Source organism: Pseudolysinimonas sp. (assembly GCF_057350545.1).
Genome location: NZ_JBMRCP010000115.1, coordinates 1 through 12,688 on the forward strand (window position 1 = coordinate 1; position 12,688 = coordinate 12,688).

The 12,688-nt window shown below is 70.1% G+C and carries 11 protein-coding genes; 7 read left to right on the forward strand and 4 right to left on the reverse strand.

The annotated features are described in order from the left end of the window. A partial coding sequence (locus ACO1X9_RS15640) for a sigma-70 family RNA polymerase sigma factor (RefSeq protein WP_486351782.1) occupies nucleotides 1-486 on the forward strand: 486 nt, incomplete at its 5' end. A gap of 16 nt (nucleotides 487-502) precedes the next feature. Beyond that, on the forward strand, nucleotides 503-1,222 hold the full coding sequence (locus ACO1X9_RS15645) for a coenzyme F420-0:L-glutamate ligase (RefSeq protein ID WP_486351783.1): 720 nt from the start codon (nucleotides 503-505) through the stop codon (nucleotides 1,220-1,222). 61 nt (nucleotides 1,223-1,283) lie between these two features. Here the strand turns inward: ACO1X9_RS15645 and ACO1X9_RS15650 are convergent, their stop codons facing one another. The 3 genes from ACO1X9_RS15650 to ACO1X9_RS15660 form a co-directional block, all read right to left on the reverse strand. Then, the gene (locus tag ACO1X9_RS15650; RefSeq protein WP_486351784.1) at nucleotides 1,284-2,321 is read right to left on the reverse strand and encodes an alanine racemase; all 1,038 of its coding nucleotides are present in this window, start codon (nucleotides 2,319-2,321) and stop codon (nucleotides 1,284-1,286) included. Beyond that, complete coding sequence (locus ACO1X9_RS15655) at nucleotides 2,318-2,977, reverse strand: alanine racemase C-terminal domain-containing protein (RefSeq protein WP_486351785.1); 660 nt, start codon at nucleotides 2,975-2,977, stop codon at nucleotides 2,318-2,320. Before ACO1X9_RS15655 ends, ACO1X9_RS15650 begins: the two co-directional genes overlap by 4 nt. A 79-nt stretch (nucleotides 2,978-3,056) precedes the next feature. Beyond that, entirely contained in the window at nucleotides 3,057-3,293 is a 237-nt protein-coding gene (locus ACO1X9_RS15660) for a DUF7455 domain-containing protein (RefSeq protein ID WP_486351786.1), read from the reverse strand. A 225-nt stretch (nucleotides 3,294-3,518) separates the two neighbouring features. Between ACO1X9_RS15660 and ACO1X9_RS15665 the strand changes: the two genes are divergently transcribed. From ACO1X9_RS15665 to ACO1X9_RS15685, 5 genes are all read left to right on the forward strand, one after another. Further along, nucleotides 3,519-5,603 (forward strand): DNA gyrase/topoisomerase IV subunit B, encoded by a 2,085-nt coding sequence (locus tag ACO1X9_RS15665; RefSeq protein ID WP_486351787.1) that lies wholly within the window; start codon nucleotides 3,519-3,521, stop codon nucleotides 5,601-5,603. 4 nt (nucleotides 5,604-5,607) lie between these two features. Then, nucleotides 5,608-7,167: a hypothetical protein gene (locus ACO1X9_RS15670; protein ID WP_486351788.1), complete on the forward strand. Its 1,560-nt coding sequence runs from the start codon at nucleotides 5,608-5,610 to the stop codon at nucleotides 7,165-7,167. Nucleotides 7,168-7,227: 60 nt separating this feature from the next. Then, nucleotides 7,228-7,995, forward strand: coding sequence for an AzlC family ABC transporter permease (locus ACO1X9_RS15675; RefSeq protein WP_486351789.1), 768 nt, complete (start codon nucleotides 7,228-7,230; stop codon nucleotides 7,993-7,995). After that, nucleotides 7,988-8,323 carry an AzlD domain-containing protein gene (locus ACO1X9_RS15680; protein WP_486351790.1) on the forward strand — a complete coding sequence of 112 codons (336 nt, stop codon included), beginning with the start codon at nucleotides 7,988-7,990 and terminating at the stop codon, nucleotides 8,321-8,323. Before ACO1X9_RS15675 ends, ACO1X9_RS15680 begins: the two co-directional genes overlap by 8 nt. Nucleotides 8,324-8,402: 79 nt before the next feature. Then, on the forward strand, nucleotides 8,403-10,178 hold the full coding sequence (locus tag ACO1X9_RS15685) for an ABC transporter ATP-binding protein (protein ID WP_486351791.1): 1,776 nt from the start codon (nucleotides 8,403-8,405) through the stop codon (nucleotides 10,176-10,178). A gap of 9 nt (nucleotides 10,179-10,187) precedes the next feature. Here ACO1X9_RS15685 and ACO1X9_RS15690 read toward each other — a convergent pair whose 3' ends face one another. Beyond that, on the reverse strand, nucleotides 10,188-12,683 hold the full coding sequence (locus ACO1X9_RS15690; RefSeq protein WP_486351792.1) for a DNA gyrase/topoisomerase IV subunit A: 2,496 nt from the start codon (nucleotides 12,681-12,683) through the stop codon (nucleotides 10,188-10,190). Nucleotides 12,684-12,688: the final 5 nt, after the last annotated feature.

The window sequence follows — 12,688 nt, forward strand, 5'->3', positions numbered from 1 at the left end:
ATCCCGGTGCACATGGTCGAGGTCATCAACAAGCTCGCCCGCGTGCAGCGCCAGATGCTGCAAGACCTGGGGCGCGAGCCCACGCCGGAAGAGTTGTCGCGCGAGCTCGACATGACGCCCGAGAAGGTCATCGAGGTGCAGAAGTACGGCCGTGAGCCGATCTCGCTGCACACGCCGCTCGGCGAAGACGGAGACTCCGAGTTCGGCGACCTCATCGAGGACACCGAGGCGGTCGTCCCGGCCGACGCGGTGGGCTTCACGATGCTGCAGAAGCAGCTCGAGTCGCTCCTCGATTCCCTCTCGGAACGCGAGGCGGGCGTCATCCGCATGCGGTTCGGCCTCGGCGACGGGATGCCGAAGACGCTCGACCAGATCGGTGACACGTTCGGCGTGACGCGCGAGCGCATCCGTCAGATCGAGTCGAAGACGATGGCGAAGCTGCGTCACCCGAGCCGCTCGCAGTCGCTCCGCGACTACCTCGAGTAAGCGCGAGCGCAGCAGCGTGGACGTCCCCTACGACGAGAACCGCGTCCGGCCGCGCGAGGTCGAGGTCGACGGTGTCCGCTTCGAGCGGCACCCGATCAAGACGCACGTCGTGCTGCCCGGAGAGCCGCTCGGCCCGGTGGTCGAGCAGTACGGTCTTCCCGACCTGCGCGACGGCGACTGGTTCTTCATGACCGAGAAGATGGTCGCAGGTTCCCAGGGTCGTGCGACCCGAGTGGAGGATGTGAAGCCGCGTCCGCTCGCGATCTACCTCGCGAAGCGTGTCGTGCGCACGCCGTGGGGCATCGGTCTCGGCATCCCCGAGACGATGGAGATGGCGATCCAGGAGGTCGGCACGCCGCGCATCCTGTTCGCCGCCGCCGTCTCGGTCGTGTCGAAGAAGCTGTTCAAGCGCACGGGCGACTTCTACCGCATCGCCGGCAAGAAGGCGCGCGGCATCGACGGCCCCGGCTACCCGACGATCCCGCCCTACGACGAGATGGTCGTGCTCACCGCGGCGAAGCCGTACCGGGTGTGCCGCGAGGTCAAGGCGCTCCTCGCCACGCACGGCAAGGACGTCGAGGTGCTGCTCGTCGACATCAACGACATCGGCGGCAACATCCTCGGCTCGACGATCTCGAAGTCCGACGAGGCCCTGGCGGTGCGCATCCTGAAGGACAACCCGATCGGCCAGGGCCACGAGTCCACCCCGCTCGGCATCATCCGTCGCGTCGTGTGAGGGTTTTGTCGACTTAGTTGCACATTGCTCCGTCCTCCGGGGGAGTTCTGCAACTCGCGCGTCACTCGTGGAGGTAGACCCGAGGAATGCGGGTCGACGCGCGCGCGAGCACCTCGTCGCCGATCGTCTCGCTCCACGCGGCGACCTCCTCGACGGTGAGCTCCCCGCGGTCGCCCGGTCCGAACACGATCACCTCGTCGCCGACCTCGGCCGGACCCTCGACCGTGGACGTGTCGACGTCGACGGCCTGCACCCCCGCCGGACGCCCAGCGACGACCATGTGGGCACCGAGGAGGAGCGGCGGGATGCCGTCCGCGGCTCCGAGGTCGACGGTCGCGCGATCGCCGCGGCGTCCGATCACGGTGCCGTACATCGTCATCGGAGGACGCATCCCGAGCTCGGCCGCCGTCCGGTCGTCGAACGGCGACGAGCCGTAGGCGGCGATCCCGAAGCGGACGAGATCGAATCGCGCCTCCGGCATGCGGATGCCCGCAGAGCTCGCCGCGAGATGGAGCAGCGGTCGATCCGGCCCGTCCATCGGCACCCCGAGCGCCGCCGCCGCCGCGACGGCCGCACGGAACTCGCTGAGCGCCACGTCGTCCGCCTCCGGCGACGCGTCGGCGAGGTGGGACCAGATCCCCGCGATTCGCACGCGGTCGTCGGCGAGGGCTGCGGTGACGAGAGCCGGCCAGTCCTCGGGGTTGGCGCCGTTGCGATGGAGGCCCGTGTCGATCTTGAGGTGCACGGCCGCGGCTCGCGATCCACCCGCGTCGGCGATGCGATGCAGTTCGGTGAGCGACGAGACCCCGAGGTCGACGTCGGCGTCGACGGCGGCACGGAAGTCGGTCTCGGCCCCGTGCAGCCACGCGAACACGGGTGCGTCGATCCCGGCGCTCCGCACCGCCAGTGCGGCGTCGACGTCGAGCACAGCGAGGGAGTCGGCACCCGACGAGAGGGCGGCACGTGCGATGGGGATCATGCCGTGGCCGTACCCGTCGGCCTTGACGGCGAGCATCGTGCGAGCCGGGGCCGCCATCGCCGCGAGCGTGCGGACGTTGCTGCGGAAGGCGGCGAGGTCGATCTCGATCCGGCTCGTCATCGCGCCACCCGCGTGACCCGCGGGGCGAGGCCCGCAGTCAGGACCCAGGGGTCGCGCGTGGACCACACACCCCAGTCGAGCGCGGTGGGTTCGCCGCGAGACTCCTGTCCCCAGAGCACGGCGTCCATCCCGACGTCGAGGGATGCGTCACCGACGTCGAGTACGAGCTGATCCATGGCGATCCTGCCGACGAGGGGATGTCGCGTGCCGGCGACCGCGACCTCCGCACGGTTGGAGGCGCCCCGGGGAACCCCGTCGGCGTAGCCGAGAGCGACGAGGGCGAGCATCGTCGGCACCGGCGCCCGGTAGGTGTAGCCATAGGAGACCCCAGCGCCCGCGGGGACGCGCTTGAGCGCGACGACCTCGCCGACGACCGTGAGCACGGGGGAGCCCGTCGACAGCCCGTAGGCAGCCTTGTCGGTACCCGCGCCGCCACGATCGACGATGACGGCGCGCTCGGAGAACCCGGCCGACCGAGCGATCGCAGCGTCGCGGTCATCGGACACGACGATCCGCTCCACGCCTGCGGCGCGCGCGACGGGGGCGAGAAGTCGGAGGCCGTGTCCGAAGGCGTCGGCGCGGGCGTCGAGCGAGTCGGAGAGCTGCCGCGCGAAGACGTCGAGGTCGACGAGCGCGCGACGACGGATCCCAGGCACGGTTCATCCAAGCACGAACGACGAAGGCCCCCGGTTCGGATCTCGGGGATCCGGCCGGGGGCCTTCGGAAGTTCGGTGTCTACTCGCCGACGGGCTCGAACAGCCGGCTCGACTCGTCGTGCCAGTCGAGCGCGACGGGTTGGAGCTTCGACTTGAACTCGTTCGCGTGGTGATTGCAGAACAGCAGCTCACCGGTGGTGAGCGTCGCCTTCACGTACGCCTGAGCGCCGCAGTAGTCGCAGCGGTCGAGCGCGGTGAGGAGCTGCTCGGGACGCTCGAGCTCGTCGACCGTGTTGTCGGGTGCGAACTGCGACATGTGCTCCTCCTCGGGGTTGCCGTGCTCCCATCCAAGCACGCGCCACGGTCACGGGTGTGTCATGAGCCGGGCATTTCGCTCTCGGCGCACTGGGGAATAGGTGTGAGCGCGAGGGGTTCTCCCCCGGTCGGGGTGGCGTGCCCGAGTCGGTCGGCGGCCGGGGTTAGTCTGATCGACGGCCTGCGTCCGGCCGACGTCCCTGACCCTGTCCGAGGAGGAGAACCCGTGGCGAGCAGCGACTATTCCGCCCGCCACCTCTCCGTGCTCGAAGGACTCGAGGCGGTGCGCAAGCGCCCCGGCATGTACATCGGTTCGACCGACTCCCGCGGCCTCATGCACTGCCTGTGGGAGATCATCGACAACTCCGTCGACGAGGCGCTCGGCGGACACGGGTCGCAGATCGAGATCGTGCTCCATCCGGATGCGAGCGTCGAGGTGCGCGACCGGGCGCGCGGCATCCCCGTCGACATCGAGCCGAAGACGGGGCTCTCGGGCGTCGAGGTGGTCTTCACGAAGCTCCACGCGGGCGGCAAGTTCGGCGGGGGTTCCTACGCAGCGTCGGGCGGCCTCCACGGCGTCGGTGCCTCGGTCGTCAACGCGCTCTCGGAGCGCCTCGACGTCGAGGTCGACCGCGACGGCGTGACGTGGGCGATGTCCTTCCACCGCGGCGAGCCGGGCACGTTCCAGGACCCAGGGGCGCCGAGCCCCGACAATCCGTTCACGCCGTTCACCTCGGGCAGCGAGCTGCGCAAGGCCGGCAAGGTCGCCAAGGGGGTGACCGGCACCCGCATCCGCTACTGGGCCGATCGCCAGATCTTCACGAAGGGCGCCGAGTTCGAGATGGACTCGCTCCTCGCCCGCGCCCGGCAGACGGCCTTCCTCGTGCCCGGTCTCGCGCTCGAGGTCGTCGACGAGCGGGTCGAGGGCGCGCCGACGCGCGAGACGTTCCGCTTCGCGGGCGGCATCGCCGAGTACGTCGACTTCCTCGCCCCCGACGCTCCGGTCACCGACACCTGGCGCCTGCAAGGGTCGGGCGGCTTCACCGAGACGGTGCCGGTGCTGCAGGAGAACGGTCACATGGTGCCGACCGAGGTGTCGCGCGAGTGCGAGGTCGACATCGCCCTGCGCTGGGGCACCGGGTACGACTCGACGTTCCGCTCGTACGTCAACATCATCGCGACGCCCAAGGGCGGCACGCACCAGTCGGGCTTCGAGCAGGGGCTCATGAAGTTCCTGCGTTCCGAGGTGGAGAAGAACGCCCGCCGACTGAAGGTCGCCGCCTCCGAGAAGCTCGAGAAGGAGGACATCCTCGCCGGCCTCACCGCCGTGCTCACGGTGCGTCTTCCCGAGCCTCAGTTCGAGGGGCAGACGAAGGAGGTGCTCGGCACCCCGGCCGTGCGCAACATCGTCACGAGCGTCGTCACGAAGACTCTCGCCGAGCGCTTCTCGAGCAGCAAGCGCGACGACAAGGCGCAGACCGCGCTCGTGCTCGACAAGATCGTCGCCGAGATGAAGAGCCGCATCTCCGCGCGCGCCCACAAAGAGACGCAGCGTCGCAAGAACGCCCTCGAGTCGTCGTCGCTGCCGGCGAAGCTCGTCGACTGCCGCTCGAACGACATCGCGAGCACCGAGCTGTTCATCGTCGAGGGCGACTCCGCACTCGGCACCGCGAAGTTCGCGCGCGACTCGCAGTTCCAGGCGCTGCTGCCCATCCGCGGCAAGATCCTCAACGTGCAGAAGGCCTCGGTGGCCGACATGCTCTCGAACACCGAATGCGCGTCGATCATCCAGGTGATCGGGGCCGGTTCGGGGCGCACGTTCGACCTCGAGCAGGCGCGTTACGGCAAGGTCATCATCATGAGCGACGCCGACGTCGACGGCGCCCACATCCGCACCCTGCTGCTGACCCTGTTCTTCCGCTACATGCGTCCGATGATCGACGAGGGGCGGGTGTTCGCGGCCGTGCCGCCGCTGCACCGCGTGGTCGTCATCAACCCCGGCTCGAAGCCGAACGACATCATCTACACCTACTCCGAGGCCGAGCTGAACGGTGTGCTCAAGGGTCTCGAGAAGCAGGGCAAGAGGTATCAGGACCCGATCCAGCGCTACAAGGGACTGGGCGAGATGGATGCCGACCAGCTCGCCGAGACGACCATGAGCCGGGCGCACCGCACCCTCCGCCGCGTGCAGGTGCGCGACGCCGAGAACGCGTCGCGCGTGTTCGAGCTGCTCATGGGCAACGACGTCGCCCCCCGCAAGGACTTCATCATCGCCGGGCAGGGTCTCGACCGCGACCGCATCGACATGTAGTTCGGTGGCTCTGCGCTCGGTGCTCCGTCGCCTCCTGTTCCCCACCGTCGGTGCGGTCGGGGTCGGGATGCTCTCGGCGCTCGTGTTCCTCATCCGCGCGGGCGGGGAACCGACCTCGCCCGGGACGTGGCCGATCCAGTGGGAACTGCGGTCGAGCGACAACGGCGTGCTGTTCCAGTTCCTGCAGGACGTCGCGGCGGGTCGCCCGCTCGACTGGTCGTTCTCGCCGCAGGTCTTCGTCTTCCCGGAGTTGCCGGTCAGCGGGGTCGCGTTCCTCGCGGCCGCGGGCGACGTGTACGTCTACTACCTCGTCGTCGCGGCACTGCACGGCGCCGGGATGTTCCTCGCGGTGCTCGCGCTCGTGCGCGTGCTGTTCCCGGGCGAGGGGACGGGGCTGCTGCGCAGCCTGGTCGCGTCGACGCCGCTCGTCGCACTGCCGCTCGTCGGCACGTCGTGGATCCTCTCTTTCCACCTCGCGCCGAGCTATTACGCGGGGGAGTACGCCGCGCTGCTGCTGGCGCCCGTGCTCCTGCTCGCCCGATCCCGGGGCGCCCGCATCGCGACGGCGGCGTTCCTCGCGCTCACGATCGCGGCCAATCCGCTCACGCTCGTGTTCGCCGGCGCCGGGGGAGCGGCCGCGTTGCTCGTCGGGTTCGCACGGTCCGGGCCGCGGTCGGCGGTGCGTCCTGCGCTCTGGGTCGGCGCGACGCTGGCCACCGCGGCGGTCGTGCGGATCGCCGTGTCCCCGCTGCAGGGCACCTCGCCGCTGACGTACGTCGATCTCGTGCGGTTCCAGGGGCGCCTCGACGGCCTCCGCCAGTACTACGCCTACGAGCTGCGCGATCCGGCGACGGCGTTCGTGCTCCTACTCGGCGCGGTGCTCGCCGTCGCGTGTCTCGGGGCGGCCGTCGCGGCCGCCGTGGTCGTGCTGCGGCGTCGCACCCTCGCCGACCGCCGTCTCCTCGCCGCCGTCTACCTCGGCGTCGTGCCGCTGGGCGGCCTCGCGGCGACGTTCGTCGCGCTCATCACGCACTACTACTACCTGTGGCCGGTGCTCATCCTGCCGTTCGTGCTCGCGCTGCTCAAGCTGCCGCGGAGCCTTCTCGCCGAGGCGGCCGTCGTCGCGGCGGGCGGTCTCGTCGTGCTGGGGATCGTCACCGGGGCGATCGGCCACCTCCCCGCGGCGGGTGGCTACTTCGGGTACCGCACTGCCGAGACCCGGTGCCTCGACGCGGCCGCCCCCGGGGAGCTCGGCTACGCGACGTTCTCGGATGCGCGCCGCCTCGCTCTCCCGTCGGCATCGGGTCTGCGACTCATCCCGATCCTGCCGGGCGGTGAACCCAACACCTGGATGGCGAACCGCGCGACCTCCCGCACGGAGGCGGGCACGTTCTTCTACGTCAACGGTCGCGGCGACGAGCTCGCGCTCGACACCGAGCTCCTGCGCGCACGCTTCGGCGAGCCGGATTCGGTGTACGTGTGCTCCGACGATCAGCTGGTCTGGCGGTACGAGGATGCGGACTCCCTCGCGCGCATCGCGGACTTCTACGGCGTCGAGCGTTGACGGTCCACTCGGAGTCGATCGGACGTGGCGGGTGTCGGTGCGCGGTGGGACAGTGAAGCCGTGAGCGAGCCCATCCCGCTGTCCGAGACGGAGCGTGTGCGCGCGGCACGGCACGCCGGGATGCGCGGAGCGGGAATCATCGTCGTCAGCTACATCCCGTTCGGCCTCGCGGCCGGCGCCGCCATGGGCGCGACCTCGGTGCCGGCCTGGATCTCGATCGTCAGCTCGCCGATCATCTTCGCCGGAGCGGCGCAGATCGCGGCGGTGCAGCTGCTGCACGTCGGGGCCGCGCTCGCGCTCGTGGTGTTCACGGTCGCCGTCATCAATGCGCGGCATCTCCTCTACAGCGCCGCGCTCGCGCCGCACCTCGCCGACTGGTCGACATCGCAGCGGATGGGCGCCGCGTTCCTCCTCGCCGACCCCGTGTACGCCCTCGCGGCGGCCCGGTTCGACGGGCCCGACGGCGGCGGTGCCGAGCGCGAGAAGCGTGCCTTCTACTTCGCGGCGGGGTTCACGTGCCTCGTCGGCTGGACCTCGCTGCTGGCGATCGGTATCGTCGCGGGAGCCTTCATCCCGGCGTGGGTGCCGTTCGAGCTCGCGATCCCGCTCACGTTCCTGCTGCTCACGCTGCCGCTCATCCGCAACAGCGCGGGGCTCGTCGCGGCCGCCGTCGCAGGCACGGCCGCGACGATCGCGAACGGCCTGCCGAACGGCTTCGGCCTGCTGGTCGGCGCGGTCGCGGGGGTCGTCGCGGGGGCGATCACGCTCAGCCTCTCCGACCGCCGTACGCAGCCGCTCACGGGCGAGACGGAGGCGGTCGATGCTTGAGCTCCTCGCGATCGTCCTCGGTGGCATCGTCACCTTCGTGAGCCGCGCGATCTTCCTCGTCAGCCGCAAGCTGCGACCGCCGAAGAAGGTCGAGCGCTACCTTCCGCTCGTCGGCCCGGCCGTGCTCGCCGCGATCGCCGTGCCCGGCATCCTCGCGCCGCGCGACGCGATCACCCTCGTCGACACGATCCCCGCGGTCGTCGCGGCGGTCGCCACCTGGCTCGTCTGGCGGTTCACGAAACAGATCGCGGTCGGGCTGCTCGCCGGGCTGCTGCTCTGGTGGGCCATTATCGCGGTGCTCGCGTTCGTGTTCGGGATACCGCACTAGTCCGACGAGATGCGGTGAAGGGATAGGCTGGCGGGCTGCTCCCTCACCGATCCCTGTCACGACCCCACCGAACGCCACCATGAACGACGCCACCACTTCGCCGCGCCCGCCGGCCCCGCGCCTGCCGGGAACACGGTCCTTCCTGCGCTTCATCCGCCCTGCGCTGCCCGGATTCGGTCTCGTCGCGACCACCTTCACGGTCGCGAACATCGCGACGGCGATCATCCCGCTCGTCATCGGCTGGCTCGTCGGCGCGCTCACCGAGGGCACCGACCCGTGGCTCTTCGTCGGGCTCCTCATCGCCTGCTCCACCGGACACATGGTCACGTGGCACGGGTCGGAGTTCCTCTACGCGCGATTCGTGCTGCCGTTGAGCTTCCGCTACGAGACGGCTCTCTTCCGCAACGTCGTCACGCGGCCGTACGACTACTTCGTCGACAAGCTCACCGGCAAGATCGGCTCGTACATCACGGGCATCGCGCAGGAGATCCGGCAGTTGCTGATGGATGTCTTCTTCTCCTACATCGGGCAGATCATCGGGGTCGTCGCGACCGTCGCCATCCTCACCTCGATCAACTGGCAGACCGGCGCGATCTTCGTCGGCGGCATGCTGCTGCTTCTCGTCGTAGGCCGTTGGCCGCTGGGCCACGCCATCCGCACGCAGCGCATCGAGACCGACGTCATCTCGACCAAGAACGGGCGCGTCATCGACGCCGTCGCGAACTTCGCGTCGGTCAAGGCGTTCTTCACCGACCTCGCCGAGGTCGGCCACATGATCGGCGAGCAGCGGCGGTCGTTCTTGGCCGCGCGCTCCGCGTTCCGGTGGGACATCATCTTCTGGATCGTCATGAGCATGGTCGTGCGCAATGCGATCTGGCCGGCGGCGATCATCCTCAACGTCGTGCTCTTCCTCGACGGGCAGATCACGATCGCCCAGCTGACGACCGTGCTCACGACCGCGGTGCTGTTCTCGACGACGATCTGGCAGCTCATCTGGCAGGTGTCGTACCTGAGCATGAAGTTCGCGCGCGTCGAGGAGTCGCACCTCTACCTGTTCGGGCCGAAGATCATCGACGACGTCGACCCGGCCGAGCCGGAGCCCGCGCCGGAGTTCCGCGACCGTCTCGCGTTCGAGGGGCTGTCGTTCGCCTACCCCGACCAGCCGGAGCACGAGGTCATCCGCGACTTCTCGCTCGTCATCCGGCGCGGCGAGAAGATCGGCGTCGTCGGTCGGAGCGGCAGCGGCAAGAGCACCCTCACGAAGATCCTCCTCGGGTACTACCCCTCGCAGGTCGGCGAGATCGAGCTCGACGGGCAGCGGGTCGACATCCGCTCGGTCGCGCGCATGATCGCCTTCGTGCCGCAGGACACGAGCCTGTTCCACCGCTCGATCGAGGAGAACATCTCCTACGGCACCACCCGCCCGCTCGGGCGCGACGACGTCGAGGGTGCGGCGCGGCGCGCGCAGGCCGACGAGTTCATCCGCCGCATCGACGGCGGCTACGGAGCGCTCGTGGGGGAGCGCGGCGTGAAGCTCTCCGGTGGCCAGCGGCAGCGCATCGCGATCGCCCGAGCGGTGCTCAAGGATGCGCCCATCCTGCTGCTCGACGAAGCCACCTCGGCGCTCGACAGCGAGTCGGAGGTGCTCATCCAGGAGGCCCTCGACGAGCTCATGCGCGACCGTACGAGCATCGTGATCGCGCACCGGCTGTCGACGATCGCCAAGCTCGACCGCATCCTCGTGATGGAAGACGGACGGATCGTCGAGCAGGGCACGCATGCGGAGCTGCTCGAGGCGGACGGACGCTACGCGCGGCTGTGGGCGCGCCAGTCCGGCGGCTTCATCGAGGAGTAGAGCCGGGTCCTAGAGCGCGCGACCGATCGAGCCGACGACGGCATCGATCGGGGTGCCCGATCCGTCGCGCTTCGCGCCGCTCTCGGGGAGGGTGCGCAGCGACCCGTCGGTGCCGACGGCGAGGGCGGGCTCGGGGCCGACCCAGGCGAGGGCGAGGGCGCTCTCACCCTTGAGGAAGGCGTGTGCGCGCACTCCGCCGGTCGAGCGGCCCTTGCCCGGGAACTCGCCGAACGCCGAGACCTTCGCGCGCCCCGGGTCGGCGCCGGGCAGCGTGTCGGCGGGCGTCGAGATCGTCGCGACGACGAGCGGCACCGAGGTGTCGACCGACGTGAAGAAGAGCGACTTCGCCCCCGTGGAGACGTTGATGCCGGCCATGCCGCCCGCGGCCACACCCTGCGGACGCACCTGGGATGCCGGGAAGTGCAGCAGCTGTGCGTCGGTCGTGATGAAGACGAGCTCCTCGGAGTCCGGTCCTTGGGCGACGCCGACGACCTCGTCGCCGGGCTTGAGGGCGATGACTTCGAAGTCGGGCTTGCTCGGCCACGCGCCCGGCGTGACCCGCTTCACGACGCCGGACGCGGTGCCGAGGGCGATCGGCTCGTCGGAGTCGAGCGAGACGAGCCCGAGAACGCGCTCCTTCTTGTCGGGCAGGGCGAGGTACTCGGTGATCTTCGCTCCCGCGGCGAGTTGCACCGAGTTGCCGGGCACCGAGGGCAGGTCGACGGGGGTGAAGCGCACGAGACGACCGCGTGACGTGATGGCGCCGAGCTCGCCGCGCACGGTCGTGGCGACGGTCGAGAGGATGGCGTCGTGCCGGTTGCGCCGGCCGCTGCGGGCGGTGATCTCGCCGCCCTCGACGCGCACCGTGCGGCCCGTCGTGGAGAGCACGACGAGGGTGGGTCCGTCGGCGATCTCGAGGGCCGGGCCACCTGCCGCCGCGGCGCGACGCTGAGCGGGGGTGGCGGCGATCGAGGCCTTCGCCTCGGTCAGCAGGGTGCGCCGCGGGGTGCCGAAGCGTTCGGCGACCTCGTCGAGCTCTTCGGCGACGCGGCGCCGCACGAGCGTCGGGTCGGCGAGCAGCGCCTCGAGTTCGGCGATCTCGGCCTGCAGCTTGTCGCGCTCGGTCTCGAGCTCGATGCGCGAGAACTTGGTGAGGCGGCGCAGCTGCAGTTCGAGGATGTAGTCGGCCTGCGGCACCGAGAGGTCGAAGACATCCATGAGCCGGGTGCGGGCCTGCGCGGCGTCGTCGGACGTGCGCACCACCTGGATGACCTCGTCGATGTCGAGGATCGCGATGAGGAGGCCGAGCACGAGGTGCAGGCGTTCCTGCCGACGGGTGAGGCGGTAGCGCGAGCGGCGGGTGACGACCGAGATGCGGTGGTCGAGGTAGACCTGCAGCAACGGCTTGAGGCCGAGCGTCTGCGGCTGGCCCTCGACGAGGCAGACGTTGTTGATGCCGAAGCCGTCTTCGAGGGGCGTGAGGCGGTAGAGCTGCTCGAGCACGCCCTCGGGGCTGAACCCGGTCTTGATGCCGATGACGAGACGCAGGCCGTTCTTGCGGTCGGTGAGATCGGTGACATCCGAGATGCCGGTGATCTTCTTCGCCTGCACGCCGTCTTTGATCTTCTCGATGACCTTCTCGGGGCCGACGAGGTAGGGCAGCTCGGTGACGACGAGCGCGGTCTTGCGCGCCGCGACCTGCTCGACCGCGACCTTCGCGCGCGTCTTGAACGAGCCGCGGCCGGTCGCGTAGGCATCCCGGATGCCGTCGAGCCCGACGATCAGGCCACCGGTCGGCAGGTCCGGCCCGGGCACGTAGGCCATCAGCTCGTCGAGCGTCGCGTCGGGGTTCTCGAGCAGGTGGCGCGCCGCGGCGGCGACCTCGATGAGGTTGTGCGGTGCCATGTTGGTCGCCATGCCGACGGCGATGCCCGAGGCTCCGTTGACGAGCAGGTTCGGGTAGGCCGCCGGCAGCACCGAGGGCTGGGTGAGCTGGTTGTCGTAGTTGGGCACGAAGTCGACGACGTCTTCGTCGAGCCCCTCGCACATCGCGACGGCGGAGGCTCGCATCCGCGCCTCGGTGTAGCGCGCCGCGGCGGGGCCGTCGTCGAGGGAGCCGAAGTTGCCGTGGCCGTCGACGAGCGGCACGCGCATCGTGAAGTCCTGCGCGAGCCGCACGAGCGCGTCGTAGATCGCCGTGTCGCCGTGCGGGTGCAGGCGGCCCATGACGTCGCCGACGACGCGCGCGCTCTTCACGTGCCCGCGGTCGGGGCGCAGCCCCATCTCCGACATCTGGAACAGGATGCGGCGTTGCACGGGCTTGAGCCCGTCGCGCGCGTCGGGCAGGGCGCGCGAGTAGATCACCGAGTACGCGTACTCGAGGAACGAGCCCTCCATCTCGGCGGAGACGTCGACGTCTTCGATGCGTTCGCCGGGGGCGGAGGTCGTGGTGCTGCCGCCGGTCGCGGAAGCGTTGTCGGCGGGGGGTGCAGGTGGGGGAGTCATAAGAT

Coding starts and splice junctions, on each gene's coding strand:
- ACO1X9_RS15650 (WP_486351784.1), bottom strand. CDS start 2,321: ATGACGAGCCGGATCGAGATCGACCTCGCCGCCTTCCGCAGCAACGTC.
- ACO1X9_RS15660 (WP_486351786.1), bottom strand. CDS start 3,293: ATGTCGCAGTTCGCACCCGACAACACGGTCGACGAGCTCGAGCGTCCC.
- ACO1X9_RS15680 (WP_486351790.1), top strand. CDS start 7,988: ATGCTTGAGCTCCTCGCGATCGTCCTCGGTGGCATCGTCACCTTCGTG.
- ACO1X9_RS15685 (WP_486351791.1), top strand. CDS start 8,403: ATGAACGACGCCACCACTTCGCCGCGCCCGCCGGCCCCGCGCCTGCCG.
- ACO1X9_RS15690 (WP_486351792.1), bottom strand. CDS start 12,683: ATGACTCCCCCACCTGCACCCCCCGCCGACAACGCTTCCGCGACCGGC.